At 63.2% G+C, this 17,862-nt stretch carries 16 protein-coding genes; 13 read left to right on the forward strand and 3 right to left on the reverse strand.

What is annotated here, in order from left to right:
• Nucleotides 1–3 precede the first annotated feature (3 nt).
• Nucleotides 4–801 (forward strand): taurine ABC transporter ATP-binding protein, encoded by a 798-nt coding sequence (locus P3T43_RS31455; protein WP_429284908.1) that lies wholly within the window; start codon nucleotides 4–6, stop codon nucleotides 799–801.
• A complete protein-coding gene (locus tag P3T43_RS31460; RefSeq protein WP_429284909.1) occupies nucleotides 798–1,706 on the forward strand; it encodes an ABC transporter permease subunit in 909 nt (302 codons plus the stop codon). The genes P3T43_RS31455 and P3T43_RS31460 overlap by 4 nt, the downstream gene beginning before the upstream one ends.
• A 74-nt stretch (nucleotides 1,707–1,780) precedes the next feature.
• Here P3T43_RS31460 and P3T43_RS31465 read toward each other — a convergent pair whose 3' ends face one another.
• Nucleotides 1,781–2,464, reverse strand: coding sequence for an HAD family hydrolase (locus P3T43_RS31465; protein ID WP_429284910.1), 684 nt, complete (start codon nucleotides 2,462–2,464; stop codon nucleotides 1,781–1,783).
• 205 nt (nucleotides 2,465–2,669) lie between these two features.
• Between P3T43_RS31465 and P3T43_RS31470 the strand changes: the two genes are divergently transcribed.
• Nucleotides 2,670–4,337, forward strand: a complete 1,668-nt coding sequence (locus P3T43_RS31470) for a Na/Pi cotransporter family protein (RefSeq protein ID WP_429284911.1) — start codon at nucleotides 2,670–2,672, stop codon at nucleotides 4,335–4,337.
• A gap of 4 nt (nucleotides 4,338–4,341) precedes the next feature.
• On the opposite strand, the gene P3T43_RS31475 is transcribed toward P3T43_RS31470, so the two are convergent.
• Entirely contained in the window at nucleotides 4,342–5,115 is a 774-nt protein-coding gene (locus P3T43_RS31475) for a DeoR/GlpR family DNA-binding transcription regulator (RefSeq protein ID WP_429284912.1), read from the reverse strand.
• Between the two features lie 433 nt (nucleotides 5,116–5,548).
• Here P3T43_RS31475 and ugpQ point away from each other — a divergent pair, with 433 nt between their 5' ends.
• From ugpQ to P3T43_RS31505, 6 genes are all read left to right on the forward strand, one after another.
• On the forward strand, nucleotides 5,549–6,334 hold the full coding sequence (gene ugpQ / locus P3T43_RS31480) for a glycerophosphodiester phosphodiesterase (protein WP_429284913.1): 786 nt from the start codon (nucleotides 5,549–5,551) through the stop codon (nucleotides 6,332–6,334).
• 153 nt (nucleotides 6,335–6,487) lie between these two features.
• Nucleotides 6,488–7,567, forward strand: coding sequence for an ABC transporter substrate-binding protein (locus P3T43_RS31485; RefSeq protein ID WP_429284936.1), 1,080 nt, complete (start codon nucleotides 6,488–6,490; stop codon nucleotides 7,565–7,567).
• A gap of 219 nt (nucleotides 7,568–7,786) precedes the next feature.
• On the forward strand, nucleotides 7,787–8,725 hold the full coding sequence (locus P3T43_RS31490; protein WP_429284914.1) for an ABC transporter permease: 939 nt from the start codon (nucleotides 7,787–7,789) through the stop codon (nucleotides 8,723–8,725).
• Complete coding sequence (locus P3T43_RS31495) at nucleotides 8,722–9,525, forward strand: ABC transporter permease (protein ID WP_429284915.1); 804 nt, start codon at nucleotides 8,722–8,724, stop codon at nucleotides 9,523–9,525. The genes P3T43_RS31490 and P3T43_RS31495 overlap by 4 nt, the downstream gene beginning before the upstream one ends.
• 19 nt (nucleotides 9,526–9,544) lie before the next feature.
• Nucleotides 9,545–10,615, forward strand: coding sequence for an ABC transporter ATP-binding protein (locus P3T43_RS31500; RefSeq protein WP_429284916.1), 1,071 nt, complete (start codon nucleotides 9,545–9,547; stop codon nucleotides 10,613–10,615).
• 161 nt (nucleotides 10,616–10,776) lie between these two features.
• Nucleotides 10,777–11,226 (forward strand): TerB family tellurite resistance protein, encoded by a 450-nt coding sequence (locus P3T43_RS31505; protein ID WP_429284917.1) that lies wholly within the window; start codon nucleotides 10,777–10,779, stop codon nucleotides 11,224–11,226.
• Here the strand turns inward: P3T43_RS31505 and P3T43_RS31510 are convergent.
• Complete coding sequence (locus tag P3T43_RS31510) at nucleotides 11,199–12,080, reverse strand: LysR family transcriptional regulator (protein ID WP_429284918.1); 882 nt, start codon at nucleotides 12,078–12,080, stop codon at nucleotides 11,199–11,201. The genes P3T43_RS31505 and P3T43_RS31510 overlap by 28 nt on opposite strands.
• Before the next feature lie 137 nt (nucleotides 12,081–12,217).
• Here P3T43_RS31510 and P3T43_RS31515 point away from each other — a divergent pair, with 137 nt between their 5' ends.
• The 4 genes from P3T43_RS31515 (at nucleotide 12,218) to P3T43_RS31530 (ending at nucleotide 17,803) form a co-directional block, all read left to right on the forward strand.
• On the forward strand, nucleotides 12,218–12,517 hold the full coding sequence (locus P3T43_RS31515) for a zf-TFIIB domain-containing protein (RefSeq protein ID WP_429284919.1): 300 nt from the start codon (nucleotides 12,218–12,220) through the stop codon (nucleotides 12,515–12,517).
• A gap of 521 nt (nucleotides 12,518–13,038) precedes the next feature.
• The gene (locus P3T43_RS31520; protein WP_429284920.1) at nucleotides 13,039–14,346 is read left to right on the forward strand and encodes a dicarboxylate/amino acid:cation symporter; all 1,308 of its coding nucleotides are present in this window, start codon (nucleotides 13,039–13,041) and stop codon (nucleotides 14,344–14,346) included.
• A 31-nt stretch (nucleotides 14,347–14,377) separates the two neighbouring features.
• On the forward strand, nucleotides 14,378–16,402 hold the full coding sequence (locus P3T43_RS31525) for a sensor histidine kinase (RefSeq protein WP_429284921.1): 2,025 nt from the start codon (nucleotides 14,378–14,380) through the stop codon (nucleotides 16,400–16,402).
• Nucleotides 16,403–16,450: 48 nt separating this feature from the next.
• The gene (locus P3T43_RS31530; RefSeq protein ID WP_429284922.1) at nucleotides 16,451–17,803 is read left to right on the forward strand and encodes a sigma-54-dependent transcriptional regulator; all 1,353 of its coding nucleotides are present in this window, start codon (nucleotides 16,451–16,453) and stop codon (nucleotides 17,801–17,803) included.
• Nucleotides 17,804–17,862 lie beyond the last annotated feature (59 nt).

Raw genomic sequence — 17,862 nt, forward strand, 5'->3', positions numbered from 1 at the left:
CAGATGAGTGGTTTAGAGATCCGGGGATTGCATGTCGCCTTTGACGGTGCACGAGGCGCGGCGCCAAACATCGCGCTTGCCGACGTCGATCTGCGGATCGAATCCGGCGAGTTCGTCGTCGCGCTCGGCGCGTCGGGCTGCGGCAAGACCACCTTGCTCAACTGCATCGCCGGTTTCATCCAGCCAACCGAAGGCGAAGTCCGTCTGAACGGTGAGCGGGTCAACGGCCCGGGCGCCGATCGTGGCGTGGTGTTCCAGAAGTACGCATTGATGCCATGGCTCGACGTACTCGACAACGTCGCGCTCGGCCTGCGCTTTCAGCACGTGCCGAAAGCCGAGCGGCACCGTATCGCCCGCGAAATGCTCGCGCTGGTGGGACTCGAGCCGCACGCGCACGCGCGTGTCTACGCGTTATCGGGCGGTATGCAGCAGCGCGTGGGCATTGCGCGCGCGCTGGCGAGCGATCCCGAAGTGCTATTGATGGACGAGCCCATGGGCGCGCTCGACGCAATGACGCGCGAGTCGATGCAGGAACTCGTGCTCGACGTGTGGGGCCGTACGCGCAAGACGGTGTTCTTCATCACCCACAGCGTCGAAGAAGCCTTGTTTCTGGCGACGCGCCTCGTTGTCATGACACCCGGGCCGGGACGCATCGCCGAGAGCTACGATCTGCCATTCGCGCGCCGCTTTCTCGACACGCGCGATGCGCGCGCGGTGAAGTCGTCGCCCGAGTTTATCGAGTGGCGTGAACGGCTGGTGCGTCGTCTGCATCAGCGTGCGCCGGAAGAGGTGGCGTCGTGACCGTCTCCCGTGATTCGCTCAGCGAGGCGCCGCTGGCTCAGCCGGGTGCTGCCGTGAAGGACGCAACGCGTACCGCAGCGGCGTCGCCGGTGAACAGAAAAGCCCGCCGGCAGACGCGCGCATGGCGCATGCCGGGCGAAGGTCCAACTGCCGCGCTAAGCGTGGTGTCCGTGGGCGCGCTGGCCGCGTTGTGGTGGGTCGCCACGCACCTGCAGTGGTTGCCGCCGCTGTTCCTGCCGACGCCCGAGGCAGTCTGGGCGGCATTCATCGACGCTTGCCACGGTCGCATTCAAGGCGGTCTACCGCTATCGCAGCACCTCGCGTGGAGCGCGCTGCGCGTGTTCGGCGCGTTCGCGCTCGCGACGGTCACGGCGGTGCCAGTCGGCATTCTGATGGGCGTGAGCCGGGTGGCGCGCGGGCTGCTCGATCCGCCGCTGGAGTTCTACCGGCCGCTGCCGCCGCTCGCGTATTTGCCACTCGTGGTGATCTGGTTCGGCATCGACGAGACGGCGAAGATCGTGGTCATCTACCTGGCCTGTTTTGCGCCGATCGCCATGGCGGCGCGCGCGGGGGCGCGTAGCGCGAGCGTCGAACAGATTCATGCGGCGTATTCACTGGGCGGCAACTTCACGCAGATCGTACGGTATGTGGTTTTACCGGCGGCGTTACCGGAGATTCTGACCGGCCTGCGCATTGCGATCGGCTTCGGTTGGACCACGCTGGTGGCCGCCGAAATGGTGGCGGCGACCGCGGGCCTCGGTCAGATGGTGCTGAACGCGTCGAGCTTTCTACGCACTGACGTGGTGGTGATGGGCATCGTGCTGATTGGCTTGATTGCGTGGATCTTCGATCTTGGGATGCGTGCGCTGGAACGGCGGCTGGTGCCGTGGAAAGGACGCGTGTAGGACGACGAAACGAGTGCCTGAGCGAGCCGTGCGCGCAATGTACGCGCAATCTGCGTGCAACGACTGCGCCACGCTCAGGCAAACAGTTCGATAACCGGCCAGCCCCGCTCCTGCGCCAGCGCATGCAGCCGTGCGTCCGGATTGGTCGCCACCGGATTCGTGACCCGTTCGAGCAACGGCACGTCGTTGATCGAATCGCTATAGAAGTAACTCTTCGGAAAGTCCTGCAGCGCGTAACCCAGTGAGGCGAGCCAGCTCTGCGTCCGCGTGATCTTGCCTTCGCGGAATGTCGGCACGCCCACTGCGGTGCCGGTATAACGCGCAAGCGGATCGCCGCCTTCAGTACCCAGTTCGATGCCCAGCAGATGTTCGAAGCCCAGCAGCTTGCCGATCGGCGCCGTCACGAACACATTCGTCGCAGTGACGATGCAGCATAGGTCGCCGGCATCGACATGCCGTTGCACGAGTTCGCGCGCGGCGGGCCGGACGGCCGGCGCGATCACCTCGTTCATGAAGGCCGCATGCCACGCATCCAGTTGCGCGCGCGAATGGCGTGCGAGCGGCGCGAGCGTGTAGTTCAGGTAATCGTTCATATCGAGCGTGCCCGCGACATATTGCCGGTAGTACGCGTCGATCTCGTCCGCATGGCGCGCGGCGTCTTCTACTCCCAGCTTCGCTATGAAGTGGGCCCAGGCCTGGTCGCTGTCGAGCGGCAGCAGGGTGTGGTCCAGATCGAATAGCGCGAGGTTGCGAGTCATCTAACGGTTCCTTGCATCAACTCTTCGAAGCCGGCTCGTTGGCGGCGTGGCGCACATTTCCGCATGCTGGCAGATCGTATATTTAAGTACACAAAAATACAATAAGCCAAAATTGTGCAACACTAGTGTCATGTTTATCCGGGTGTCGCCGCGCGGCGGCATGCGGGTACGGTCAGGGTTGGAGGCTAGAGAAGAGTAGTGCGCCATGTTGATTCTGCTTAACCTTCTCTCCGGTGTGGCGCTCCTGGTGTGGGGCTCGCACATCGTGCGTACGGGCATCCTGCGCGTGCTCGGTGCGGATTTGCGCAGTGCCCTCGGCCGCAGCACAGGCAGCCGCGGGCGTGCCTTCGGGGCGGGCGTCGTCGTGACGAGTCTCGTGCAAAGCAGCAATGCAACTGCGGTGATCGTCACGTCTTTCGCGGCGCAAGGCTTGCTGCCCCTCACCAGCGGTCTTGCCATCATGTTGGGCGCAGATGTCGGTACGGCGCTGATGGCGCGTGTCCTCACCCTCGACCTCTCGTGGCTGTCGCCGATCCTCGTGCTCGTAGGCGTGCCGCTCTTCCTCACTCGCAAGCAGACGCGGCTGGGGCAAGTGGGCCGCACGGCAATCGGTCTCGGCCTGATCCTGCTGGCGCTGCATCTGATCGTCGAAGCCGCGCAGCCGATGATGCAGGCTGCAGGCGTGCGCGTGATGTTCGGCGCGCTGACCGGCGACACGATGCTCGACGCGCTGGTCGGTGCGGCCTTTGCGGTGATCTCGTACTCGAGCCTTGCGGCCGTGCTGCTGACGGCGACGTTGGCGTCGTCCGGTGTGATTTCGCTGAAGGTGGCCTTGTGCCTCGTGATCGGCGCCAATCTCGGCAGCGGCTTGCTGGCGCTGAGCGGCACGCTGGCGCAAAACGCAGCGGCGCGGCGTCTCGCGCTCGGCAGCCTCGTCTTCAAGCTGGCCGGAGCGCTGCTGATCCTGCCGTTCGCGACGTTGCTGGCGCGCGGCTTGCCGGTGCTGATCAGGAATCCGCGTGAGGCGGTGGTGGGGTTCCACCTGATCTACAACACGTTACGCTGCTGCGCGTGCCTCACGCTGATCGACCCGGTTGCGCGCATCTGCGCGCGGTTGCTGCCGGACCGCCCGACGCAGAACGGCGGACTGCGGGCACTGCACCTCGACGCGGCCGCGCTCTCCACCCCCTCGCTGGCGCTGGCGCATGCTGCGCGCGAAGTGCTGCGGATCGGCGACATCATTCGCACGATGCTCGACAACGTCGCCGAGCTGATCCATCACAACAACCTCGCCAAGGCGCGCGAGACGGTGCTCATGGACGACGACGTCGACCAGTTGTACGCGGCCGTCAAAAGCTACCTCGCGCGCATTTCCCGCGAGCAGCTGGACGAGGCCGACAGCCGACGCTGGACGGACATCATCGCGCTCACCATCAACCTGGAGCATGCGGGCGACATCATCGAGCGCATCGTTGGCGATATCGAGGAGAAGAAGATCGCTCACCGGCTCGCGTTCTCCGACCAGGGACTGGGCGAACTGGAGGATCTGCATGCGCGCCTCGTCAGCAATCTGCAACTGGGGTTGTCGGTATTCCTGAACAACGATCTGCGCTGCGCGGAGCAGTTGCTGGCCGAGAAAGAGCGCTTCCGCGACCTCGAGCGGCTCTACTCGTATGCTCACCTGGACCGGCTGGCTGGGCAGACCTTGCGCAGCATCGAGACCAGCGCGCTTCACCTCGACATGATCAGCGACATGAAGCGCTTGAACTCGCTGTTCTGCTCGACCGCCTACCCGGTGCTCGACGCCGCTGGTGCACTGCACGATACGCGCTTGCGCAAGCGCGTCCTCGATACTCTGCACGCGCCGGAGTGAGCCCCTAAGCCAGGATGATGCGCGCGACCTTCTTCTTCAGGGCCGCGAAGTCGGCGGCGTCGGCCGCCTTCTTGTTGGTGATCAGCACGTCGATCTGTTCGGGCTGGCAGTACGAAATCCGGCTCCGCTGGCCGATCTTGCTGTAATCGGCGAGGATCACCACGCGCTGGGCATTGGCGACCATCGCCCGCGCCACTTCGGTTTCGCCGTGATCGTAATTGGTGGCGCCGTGCCGCGGGTCGATACCGACCGGCGAGAGCAACGCCACATCTGCCCGGTAGCGATGAATTTCGAGGATCGTCGTGCTGCCGGCCGTCGCCATGGCGCGGTCGCTGATCGAGCCGCCCAGCAGAATCACTTCATTGGCGGCTTCCGCCGGCTGCTCGGCCACGCCGCGCATCTTCAGCGCGACGTCGATCGAATTGGTCACCACCGTGAGATTGGCCAGCTTCGCCAGCTCTTCGGCCAGCGCCGAGGTGGTCGTGCCGGCGTCGATAAACAGCGTCTGGCCGCTGGAGATGACACCCATCGCCGCCTTGGCGATGGCCGTCTTGGACTTGACGCGGGTATGGGCGCGTTCCGCGATGGGCGCTTCGTCGGCGGGTTTGATCGCGCCGCCATGCACCCGCCGCAATTCGCCGAGTGCCTCCAGATCGAGCAGGTCGCGCCGTACGGTTTCGCGCGACACCCCGAGATCCGCCATGATCCGTTCGGTCGACACCCGTTGCAGTGTCGATAGCAGCGCGCGAATTCTTTGGTGACGGTCTTCCTGCCACATGCATTTTCCCTTTGCGATTGAGTCGGTCTGGACAGCTGGTTTTATCTATGACATCACTGACACGGTTATGTGTCGAGGCGATGTCATTCGCGCTACTTTACGGCTTTCGTGTTGTATTTTTTTGGTGCCTTGCAAATTTGTGTATTTAAATTTAGCCTTCGCAGATTAGCGGATACGGAGCGAATCCGAACACGGAATGTTCGAAACGGAATTGACCTGGCTGGTTTCGAACCCTGGATGTCGCTTTTGGCAAGCAAGCTGCCGTATCCTAGCTCCATACCAGGCTCGGCAGGTCGTTTTGCTGTCCGTTTCAATGCGGTGCTGCAACATGACAATTCGCTGACGAGATAATACCGTTCAGTTCGTCATCCTGACGATGACCATAGCGAACTGGCGAAGCGTGCGCAGCGGTCTATTTCGAAGGTGTACAGACGTGGGAACTGGGATTGATCGTACCAACGCCGACTGGCCGTATCCGCGCCTGATCGCGCATCGCTGCGGCGGAACGCTCGCGCCGGAAAATACGCTGGCCGGGTTCGACGTCTGCAGGCGCTACGGCTATCGCATGGTCGAGTTCGACGCCAAGCTGTCGGCGGACGACCATCTCTTCCTGCTGCACGACGACACGCTCGATCGCACGACCAACGGCCATGGACCTGCCGCCGGGCATACGTGGGCGGAACTGGCGAAGCTCGATGCCGGCTCATGGCGCGACGCCGCGTTTGCCGGCGAGCGCCTGCCCACGCTCGCGGACGCAGCCGCCCGTTGCAAACGCGACGGCATTGCCGCCAACATTGAAATCAAACCGTGCCCTGGTCGCGATGCCATCACCGGACAACTCGTCGCAGGCGGGGCGCTCGCGCTCTGGCAGGGACAGACACCGCCACCGCTGCTGTCGTCCTTCTCGTTCGAGGCGCTCGTCGCCGCACGGGAAGCGGCGCCCACGTTGCCGCGCGGAATGCTGTTCGAAGCGGTTCCCGACGACTGGCTGCGCATCGTACGCGAACTCGATTGCGTTTCGCTGCATGCGAGCCATGAGCATCTCAGCGCGGAACTCGTTGCCGCGATCCGCGCCGAGGGTTTGCGCGTACTCGTGTATACCGTGAACGACCCGGACCGCGCGAAGTTGCTCGCGCAATGGGGCGTTGACATGATTTGTACTGATCGCATCGATATGCTTGCGCACGACATGCTGTCCACGCGGGGCAATCTGGCCTAGCTTGAGTCAGGCACGACAGACATGACAGGTGCGCTGGAGCATTCGCGCACCGAAGATAATCGTCAAATGCAGTTTTCCTAACGTAGCAACTTTAGGCAAAGGATGGGGAACACTATGAACCTGAACCGCACGTGGCTAAGCCGTGTTATCTCGATGTCAGCAGTTGCGGGCGTGGCCGCAGCGGGTGCAGGCAGCGCGTTGGCTGCGCCGCCCGATGCGCTGGTCGCCGCAGCCAAGCAGGAAGGCCAGCTCACCGTGATCGCGTTGCCGCATGACTGGTGCGGCTACGGTCCGATGATCGCCGCCTTCGAAAAGAAGTACGGCATCAAGGTGAACGAACTGAATCCCGATGCCGGTTCGGGCGACGAAGTCGAAGCCATCAAGGCCAACAAGGGCAACAAGGGACCGCAAGCGCCGGACACGATCGACGTGGGTCTGTCGTTTGGTCCGACCGCAAAGAGCGAAGGCCTGCTGCAACCGTACAAGGTGTCGACGTGGAAAGAAATTCCCGATTCCGCCAAGGATGCCGACGGCTACTGGTACGGTGACTATTACGGCGTGCTGTCGTTTGAAGTGAATGCCGACATGATCGACAAGGCGCCCGCCGACTGGAGCGATCTGCTCAAGTCCGACTACAAGAACGCCGTGTCGCTCGCGGGCGATCCGCGCTCGGCCAACCAGGCGATCCAGGCCGTCTACGCGGCCGGTCTGTCGACCGGCAAGGGCGATACCGCCAAGGCTGCCGACGCCGGCCTGAAGTACTTCGCCGACCTCAACAAGAGCGGCAACTTCGTGCCGGTGATTGGCAAGGCCGCTTCGCTGGCACAAGGCACGACGCCGATCGTGGTGCGTTGGGACTACAACGCGCTGGCCGACCGCGACACGCTCAAGGGCAACCCGAAGGTGCAGGTCGTGGTGCCGAAGACGGGCGTCGTAGCCGGCGTCTACGTGCAGGCGATCAGCGCGTTTGCGCCGCATCCGAACGCCGCCAGGCTGTGGATGGAGTACCTCTATTCGGACGAAGGCCAGGTCGGCTGGCTGGCCGGTTACTGCCACCCGATCCGCTACAACGAACTGGTGGCCGGCAAGAAAGTGCCGCAGGCGCTGCTCGACAAGCTGCCGCCGGCATCGGCTTACAAGAATGCCGTATTCCCGACGCTGCAGCAGCAGGATGCGTACAAGGACACCATCACCAAGCATTGGGATGAAGTGGTTGGCGCGAACGTGAAGTAAGGTGCAGCAAGAACCGGTTTTAAAGAGGCGCAGTAAGCAGTAGAAGCAAGTTGTGATACTCGCATCCGGATGGCGACGCGGCGGTGGGCAGGATGGCCGTTACGCCCCATCTGGATATTTTTATTGCTGCGGCATGTGGTATGCCGGACCCGCTTGAAGCGCTTTCGAGTGTGGCCCTGCGTGGCCCCGGCTTTAGCCTGAATGCTCCCAGGGTGACGTATGACCGCTTCATCGGATATCGGGTCGGCGCAACCGGAACTACAGGTTCCGCCCGTTCCCACGCCGGCGCCTGGTGTAAAGGGACCGGGACAGTCGTCCCAGCTCCTGACCTGGCTAGGCGTTGCTCCCTTCTTCATTTTTGCCCTGCTGTTCCTGATCCTGCCAACCGGGTTCCTGATGGTGGGCGCGTTTCAGGATCCTCAGGGGCACTTCACGCTGGTCAACTTCCGCGACCTGTTCCAGCCGGGCGTGCTCGACGCCTACTGGATCAGCTTCAAGGTGAGTGCGGCATCGGCGATCGGCGGTGCCGTGATCGGCTCGCTGCTGGCATGGGCAGCCGTGCAGGGACGCCTGCCGGTGTGGATTCGTCCCACCCTGATGACCTTTTCTGGCGTCGCCTCGAATTTTGCCGGCGTGCCGCTCGCGTTCGCATTCATCTGCACGCTGGGACGCGTCGGTCTCGTCACGGTTCTGCTGAAGAAGTACGTGGGCATCAATCTGTATTCCACGGGCTTCAGCATCCTCAGTTTCACCGGTCTCACGGTGACGTATCTGTACTTCCAGATTCCGTTAATGGTCCTGATCGTCACGCCGGCGCTCGACGGCCTCAAGCGCGAATGGCGCGAGGCCTGCGACTGCCTCGGCGGCACGTCGTTGCAGTACTGGCGCTATGTCGCGTTACCGGTGTTGTGGCCGAGCGTGCTGGGCGCGACCCTGCTGCTGTTCGCCAACTCGTTTGGCGCGGTGGCAACGGCCTATGCGCTGACCGGCAGCTCGCTGAACATCGTCACCATTCTCCTGTACGCGCAGATTCGCGGCGACGTGCTGCATAACCAGAATCTCGGCTACGCATTGGCGCTGGGCATGATCCTCGTGACGGGGCTGTCGAATGGCGGCTATATCTGGCTGCGCTCGCGCGCCGAAAGGGGGCGTCGATGAACAGTCAATCGCGTGTGGGCGCGTGGACCGCGATGGTCGTGGGCTCGCTGTATTTCCTGATTCCGCTTGCCGCCACGCTCGAGTTCAGTCTGCGCATGCGGCGTGGCGAATACAGTTTCGACGCCTATCGGGTCGTGCTGAGCGATCCGCATTTCCAGGCCTCGTTCGGCTACTCGATGCTGATGGCAGTCCTGACGATCGTGATCGGCGTCCTGCTGGTGGTGCCGACCGCTTACTGGGTCCGCCTGCGTTTGCCGAAGCTGCGGCCGGTGGTGGAATTCATCACGCTGCTGCCGCTGGTGATTCCGGCCATCGTGATCGTGTTCGGCTACCTGCGCATCTACAACAGCAGCTCGATCCTGCCGCTCACCGGCAACGAGCGCGCTACCGATCTGCTGCTGGTGTTCGGCTACGTCACCTTGTCGCTGCCGTATATGTACCGCGCGGTCGACGCGGGTCTCGCGGCGGTCGACGTGCGCTCGCTCACCGAGGCGGCCGAATGTCTCGGTGCGAACTGGCCGACCATCCTGTTCAAGGTGATCTTTCCGAATATCCGCTCCGGCATTCTGTCCGGCGCGTTTCTCACCTTCGCGGTGGTGATCGGCGAGTTCACGCTGGCGAGCCTGCTCGACCGGCCGGCGTTCGGGCCGTACCTGCAACTGATCGGTGCGAACCGCGCATACGAGCCGTCGGCCCTCGCGATTATCGCGTTCGCCATCACCTGGGCCTCGATGGGGCTGATCCAGGTATTTGGCTCGGCCCGCAGCTCGGCACGCGCGCCGGCCGGACAAAAACCCTGAAGAACTGAGGCGTCGAATCATGGCATTCCTTGAGATCGAAAATCTGCACAAGTCCTTTGGGACGAACACGGCGCTGCATCATTTCGACATGAAGATCGAGCGCGGCGAGTTCATCACCTTTCTGGGCCCGTCGGGATGCGGCAAGACGACGGTGTTGCGCATGATCGCGGGCTTCGAAAGTCCGACGCGCGGCATCATTCGTCTCGACGGGCGCGACGTCACGCATCTGCGCACCCGGCAGCGTAAGGTCGGCATGGTGTTCCAGTCGTATGCGCTGTTTCCGAACATGACGGTGGCCGACAACATCGGCTTTGGACTGAAAGTGGCGCACCGTCCGCAGGACGATATTCGCAAGCGGGTTGGCGAGATGCTCGATCTGATCAAGCTGCCGCATGTGGCTGACCGTTACCCTTGGCAACTCTCGGGCGGCCAGCAGCAGCGCATTGCGTTGGCGCGCGCGCTGGCGGGCAAGCCGCAGGTTCTGCTGCTCGATGAACCGCTTTCGGCGCTCGACGCGAAGATCCGCATTTCGCTGCGCCAGGACATTCGCGCGTTGCAGCGGGAACTCGGCATTACGTCGATCTTCGTTACGCACGATCAGGAAGAGGCGTTGTCGATTTCGGACCGCATCGTGGTGATGAACGAAGGACGCGTCGAGCAGGTGGGCACGTCGTCAGAGATCTATAACTATCCGCGCACACGTTTCGTGGCGTCGTTCGTCGGCACGCTGAATATTCTTTCCGGTCACGTGGTGGACCCGGCGAGCGGCAAGATGGCCGTGGACGGTCAGGAACTCGTAACCACGCAGCCGCTCGCAGCGGACGACGCGGGCAAGAAGCGCCTGCTCGCACTGCGACCGGAGGCGATCGTGCTGGAAGCGCCCGCGGCGGGACGCAACACGCTGGCGGCCACCGTCGAAGAAGTGAATTTCCTCGGCGCGGTAGTGCGGATCAGGACGCGGGTGAAGGATGCAGTGATTTCGCTCGACGTCTTCAACGATCCGAACCGGCAGTTGCCTGAACGCGGTCAACCGGTGGCGTTGGGCTTTTCGCACGAGAACCTGCTGGTGCTGGAAGAGGGCGCGGTTTAAGGGACTTGCATCTCGCCGGGGGAAGCCGTCGGGTTCGCCCATGCATCCTTCGGTTTTTCCGAACCATTGCTCCCGAATTGACAGGTTTATCCGTTCAGGAACCTGACGCAGACTGAGGCTCATCACCACTGCGGACAGCGTCCGCCAAAAGGAGCCTCGTCATGCAAACCTACCCCCGTAATAGTCCTCAAGCCGCTGCACGTATTGTCGCGCTGATGTTGACCGCCGACGGCCACGTTTGCAGCTCCGAGGAGCGTGCGCTCGACAAACTCGATATCGCCGGACAACTCGGTCTTTTGCCAGAACAGTTCGCGCAAATCGTGCAGACCTTGTGCGAGGATCATGCCGTCGCCCATGCGCCTCATGCGCCCATGGCTGGCCCGGTCGACAAGGCCCTGCTTGCGACGCTGATGGGTGAGATCGACTCGCCAGCGTTGCAACGCAAGGTCATGCGCCTGTGCGTTGCCGCCGCGAGCGCCGACGACTATCTCGCGGACGGTGAGATCGCCCTGCTGGGGACCGTTTTCAGTGCGTGGGCGCCCGCGTCAAGCCAGGCCGTCGTGCGTCGCAATACCTTGCATGCTCACAAACGTTTGGCGTCGACCACCTGAGAGGCGAGCGCGTGATGCTGGCCTCGTCGCGAGCGGATGGCGTGGATCTCTTCGATCACGCCGTCCGCACGGCCGAGCCAGCGCAGTCCACGCAATAGCGACACGTCCTCGGCGCCCAGTTCCGCGAGCGGAAACACGCCGAGTCCGCGTGCGCCGAACACCGCCATGAGCGCGCTGTCCTCGAATTCTCCGGCGATTCGCGGTCGGATCGCCGCAGCCTCGAACCAGCGCTCCAGTCGTGCGCGTAGCGCGCCGTGCCCGGTGGGCAGCAGTACGGGCAGCGTGGCGAGGCATTGCGGAAAGCCGGCACGCGATGCTTTGGAGACGAGTGCTGCAGGACCGTACCAGTCGACCGCCGAGCCAACGAGGCGCTGGCTCAGAACCCGCAGATCCGCGTTATGCGGCGCCGGCTGACAGGCCAGCACGAGATCGAGGCGATGCAGCGCGAGTTCCGATAACAGTTGCGCAGGCTCGCCTTCGTGGCACAACAGCCTGAGCGACGGCGTACCCAGCACGGGCGCCAACAGCGCGTGCGCGGCGAGCTTCGAAATGCCATCGGAAAAGCCCACGGCGAGTCGCGCAACGCGTTCGCCACCGGCCTCGCGCATCTCGTCGAGCAGCGCTTCGCCAATCTGGAAGATCTGCTCGGCGCGATTGAATGCGGTCTCGCCGGCCTCGGTCATGGTGACGCCGCGCCCAGCGGATTTCAGCAACTGCCGCCCAAGCGATTTTTCCAGTTCGCGCACTTGCGCGCTGATCGTCTGCACCGCCATGTCGAGACGTTCGGCCGCTCGCGCGAAGCCGCCTTCCTTGACGACGATCCAGAAATAGTAAAGGTGACGGTAGTTCAGCATGGACGGCCTCACTTCGGAAAAAGCGATCTGTCGTTCAGCTTATCACTCGTTTATCCGCACTCGAGGAGCACCGATGATAGGGATACGCGCCGCATTGACGTGCGCATCCGATGTCTCATCCTGTGAGGAGCAACGCCATGAAATGCCCTGTTTGCAAGACGACTGAGCTGCTGATGACCGAGCGCCGCTCGATCGAGATCGACTACTGCCCGGATTGCCGGGGCGTATGGCTCGATCGCGGTGAACTCGACAAGCTGATTTCAGACGACGTGGAACGCGTCGGCGCACAGAGTGGCGTTAGCCTGATCCGGGAGGGTCATCGCGAGCGGTATCGCGAGCATCCGGGTGAGAGCCATCAAAGGTATGACGATCGCCGGTCGGGGCATCCGGGGTACAGGAAAAAGCGCTCGCTCTTCGACGTGTTCGATTTCGACTGAGTTTTTCGGCAACGCTGAGAAATCAGGGGCGCCCATGCGCCCGCGCTCGATTTAACAATGCTTAACGGCAAGCACGCCCGAACCATCCTAATATTGTTCTGTGAGCTTCGCAGCAGGACCGCGACACGAGGCCCACGAACAACAACGTCTCCGATATTCCGTTGAAATGCCTTCCCGAGTCGAGGAAGGCATTTTTTTGTTCGCACCGTCCGGATTTCCCGACGCCTCTCGTCCGGATTTCCGGAAAGCTGGACGAGCGGAGTGAGTGTCGTTAAAAATGTTTATATAAATCATATAGATAAAACCGAAACTCAACTGGCATCGACCTTGCAACGTAAAAGCGCGGCCGCCAAGGCCCGACAACTAAAGCATGGAGACAACGATGCGCCCTTTCCCTTCCCCGTACTTCTGAATCCGTCGTCTTGTCGCGGCCCGATGCCGTGCACAGGCGATACGTCCATTCGTTCGCATTGATGCGCAGCGTGGCAGGCCATTGGCTCACCCACATCGCAGGAACTATCGTGAAGAAACCCTTCTATAAAGTGCTCTATGTCCAGGTGGTCGCCGCGATCATCGTCGGCATTATCCTCGGCCACTTTTCGCCGGCCTTCGCCATCGACATGAAGCCGCTCGGCGACGCCTTCATCAAGCTGATCAAGATGGTGATCGGACCGATCATCTTCTGTACGGTCGTGACCGGTATCGCCGGGATGGAGGATATGAAGAAAGTCGGGCGGGTCGGCGGCAAAGCGCTGCTGTACTTCGAAATCGTCTCGTCGTTCGCGCTGCTGCTCGGCCTGATCGCCACGCACGTGCTGAAACCGGGCGCCGGCTTCAACGTCGATCCGGCCACGCTCGACGGCAAGGAAGTCGCGTCATACGCGGCCAAGGCGCACGGCCAGAACACCGTCGACTTCTTCATGCACATCATTCCGAACACGATCACGGATGCGTTCGCCCAAGGCGAAATCCTGCAGATCCTGCTGATCGCGATGCTGTTCGGCAGCGTGCTGGCGACGCTCGGCCCGCGCGGCAAGGTCGTCACGGATCTGATCGACAGTCTGTCGAGCGTGCTGTTCGGCGTGGTGCGCATCATCACGAAGCTCGCGCCGATCGGTGCATTCGGGGCAATGGCGTTCACCATCGGCAAGTACGGCATTGGTTCGCTGGTGCCCATGCTCAAGCTGATCGGCACGTTCTATCTGACTTCGATCGTGTTCGTGGTGGTGGTGCTCGGCGCGATTGCCCGGATGGTCGGCTTCAGCATCCTGCGCTTCGTGGCCTACATCAAGGAAGAGATGCTGATCGTGCTGGGCACGAGCTCGTCGGAAGCAGCGCTGCCGCAGTTGATGCTGAAGCTCGAGAAGCTCGGCTGCTCGCGCTCGGTGGTGGGCCTCGTGGTGCCGACCGGCTACTCGTTCAACCTCGACGGTACCAACATCTACATGACGATGGCTGTGCTGTTCATCGCCCAGGCCACCAACACCGATCTCACGCTCACGCAGCAGCTCACGCTGCTGGCCGTCACGATGCTGACGTCGAAGGGCGCCAGCGGTGTGACGGGCGCCGGCTTCATCACGCTCGCGGCGACCCTGGCGGTGGTGCCGACGATCCCGCTGTCGGGCATGGTGCTGATTCTCGGCATCGATCGCTTCATGAGCGAATGCCGCGCGCTGACGAACATCGTCGGCAATGGCGTTGCTACGGTGGTGGTGTCGGCCTGGGAGAGGGAGCTGGACCGCGACCGGCTGCGCGCGGTGCTGCGCGGCGAAGTGACACCCGCGACGAAAGCACAGGCAGAAGGCGAAGCAGAAGGGGCGGGTGCCTGAACCCGTGCGGCGCGGTGGACGGAGCGCTGACATGACGGCGCCGCCGTCCGGGCGCCGCAACCTTGGAAACGCGGCTCACGGGCACGCGGCAACCCTTGGAAAGGTCGCCGCGGCAACGAGTTTAAGCCCAGCGCGTTATGCCACAATAGCCGCAGCCCACCCATTGGAACTCACCAACGTGACGCGCCGCCTGCTGATCCTGTTCGCGCTCCTCGCCGGGCTCGTGGCGGCATGCGGAGTCACGTGGAGCATCGCGTGGCAGCGCGGCATCGACAATTTGCGGCGCAACGCCGCGGTGCGCGTCGACCGCACCGCCAACACACTCAAGAGCACGCTCGAGCGCTACGAATCGCTGCCATATTTGCTAGCCGAACATCCGTTCGTGCAGGACGTGCTGGTGAGTCCCTCCGCTTCGAATGTCGTGCGCGCCAACCACTATCTGGACGACCTCAACCGTCACGCGCGAGCGACGGCCACCTACATCATCCAGGCCGGCGGACTATGTGTCGCGGCGAGCAACTGGCACGACCCGGAGAGTTTCGTCGGCGGCGAATATCAGTTCCGGCCGTATTTCGTGGATGCGGTGAAGGGCGGCGTGGGCCGTTTCTTCGGCATCGGCACGATCTCGCATGATCCCGGTTACTACATCTCGCAGCCGGTGCGTCGCGATGGTCAGATCGTCGGCGTGGCGGTCGTCAAACTCAATCTGGAATGGTTTCAGGGTGCAGACGCATCCGAGCCGCTGATCGTCACCGACGATCACGGTGTGATTTTCCTGTCGTCGGTGCCGGCGTGGAAATACCACACGGTGCGGCCGCTGTCCGGCGCGGTGGCGGACTCGATCTACCAGACGCGCCAGTATGCGCAGCAGGAGATTGCGCCGCTGCCCGTGACGATCGAACGCACGCTCGAAGGCGATGCGCAGATCGTGCGGATCGGCGGCGGGCGCTATGCGCCGCGCTACCTCGCATCGCGCCGGGCGATGGGCGAGCCGGACTGGCAACTGATCACCCTCGCGAGCGTCGCTCCCGTCGACGCCGATGCTCGCAATGACGCGGTCGTCACCGGCTTCGGCTATATCTCGCTGTGCCTGCTGGCGTTTTACTGGAGAACGCGGCGTGCGCGCGTGCGCGAGATGATCCGCAGCCGCGAATTGCTGCAGCGCGCATACGCGGAGTTGAACCAGCGAGTGGCGGAACGGACGGCGGATCTGTCGCAGGCCAACGAGCAACTGAAAAAGGAAGTCAGCGAACGCACGCGCGCCGAACAGGAATTGCGCTCGGCGCACGATGAATTGATCCAGGCGAGCAAGCTGGCGGCACTCGGCCAGATGGCCGCGGGGATTACGCACGAGTTGAACCAGCCGTTGGCGGCGTTGCGTGGCTTCTCGGACAACACGCGGGTGTTGCTGGAACGCGGCGATCAGCAGTCGGCCCGCGAGAATCTCGAAGCGATTGCCGCACTCACCGAGCGCATGGGCAAGATCACCAACCAGTTGAAGTTGTTCGTGGGCCGGGCGCGGCCGCGTAGCGCGCGGGCGCCGCTCGCGCGTGCGCTGCGCAATGTGCTGGCGCTGCTGCAAAAGCGTTTGCAGGATGTTCAGGTGGTGGTGACGGCGATTGATGCCGAAGCCGGCACACGCACGCGCTTCGATCCATCTGAGGAGCATCCGGCGTGGGTCGCGAATTGCGATGATCTGCGGCTCGAACAGGTGCTGATCAACTTGCTCGGCAATGCGCTGGATGCAGCGGCCGGCATTACGCCGGCCCGTATCGAAATCGACCTTGAAGGCACCGGGACGACGCTCATGATCTCGGTTCACGATAACGGCCCCGGCATTCCGGACGACGTGTTGCCGCGGCTTTTCGAGCCGTTCTTCACGACCAAGGAAATGGGCCAGGGACTCGGGCTCGGCCTCGCCATTTCGTCGTCGATCGCGCGGGACGCGGGCGGTTCGCTGGTTGCCCGCAATGCGCCGGACGGTGGCGCGCTGTTCGTGCTGACGCTGCGGCGGGACCGTGTGCGGGCCACGGATCCACTCGCGGCGGGGTCCTGAATTCAGGCGGTGGCAGATGCGCTCGGGCACTTTCAGGTGGAAAGGACAATGGTCAACAACAGTTTGACGGTGCTGTATATCGAGGATGACGAACTGGTGCGTCGCGCGAGCGTGCAGAGCCTGCAACTCGCGGGCTTCGACGTCACCGGGCACGCATCGGTGGAATCGGCGGCGCGCTCCATCAGCGCGGATTTTCCGGGCGTGATCGTCAGCGATATCCGTTTGCCGGGCGCGAGCGGCCTCGATCTGCTCGCACAGTGTCACGAGCGCGCACCGGAGGTGCCGGTGATTCTGGTCACCGGACACGGCGATATTTCGATGGCCGTGCAGGCCATGCGCGACGGCGCGTATGACTTCATCGAAAAGCCGTTTGCCTCGGAGCGATTGATCGAGACCGTCAGGCGCGCGCTAGAGCGTCGTACGCTTGTGCTGGAAAACCATGCGCTGCGTCGTGAACTAGCGGGGCAGAACACGGTGGCGCCGCGCATCATCGGACGCAGTCAGGTGATCGAGCAGGTGCGCCGGTTGATCGCGAATATCGCGCCCACCGACGCCTCGGTACTCATCAACGGCGATACGGGCGCGGGCAAGGAACTGATCGCCCGCAGCCTGCACGAACTGTCGCCGCGGCGGGACAAGCCGTTTATCGCGGTGAATTGCGGCGCGCTGCCTGAACCGATGTTCGAGTCGGAGATGTTCGGTTATGAGCCGGGCGCGTTTACCGGGGCGGCCAAGCGGCGCATCGGCAAGCTCGAACACGCATCCGGCGGCACGCTGTTTCTCGACGAAATCGAGAGCATGCCGCTCGGTCTGCAGGTCAAGCTGTTGCGCGTGCTGCAGGACGGTGTGCTGGAGCGGCTCGGTTCGAACCAGCCGATTCGCGTCAATTGCCGTATCGTGGCCGCTGCCAAGGGCGATATGACGGAGCATGTCGCCGCCGGCACGTTCCGGCGCGACCTGCTCTACCGGCTGAACGTGGTAACGATCGCGCTGCCGCCGCTTGCCGAGCGGCGCGAAGACATCGTGCCGCTGTTCGAGCATTTCCTGCTCGACGCGGCGGTGCGCTATGAGCGTCCCGCGCCCATCCTGACCGACCGTCAGCGGACAGGACTGATGCAGCGCGACTGGCCGGGCAATGTGCGGGAGTTGCGCAATGCGGCCGACCGCCTCGTGCTCGGTGTGGCCGAGGATCCCATGACTGCGTCAGTCGATGAAGCCGTGGATGCCCATTCGCTCAAGGAGCGCGTCGAGCAGTTCGAGCGTGCGGTGATTGCGCAGGCGCTCGAGCAAACGGGTGGCGCGGTGGCGGTGGCCGCAGACCGGCTGCAGTTGGGCAAGGCGACGCTCTACGAAAAGATCCGGCGTTACGGGCTGGCGGCGAAGGGGGAAGGGGAGCGGTGATCACACTCCACAAAGCAACGCGCCGGTAGCGGACAGGTCCGCTACCGGCGCGTTTTATC

Source organism: Paraburkholderia sp. GAS41 (assembly GCF_050436545.1).
GTDB lineage: Bacteria > Pseudomonadota > Gammaproteobacteria > Burkholderiales > Burkholderiaceae > Paraburkholderia.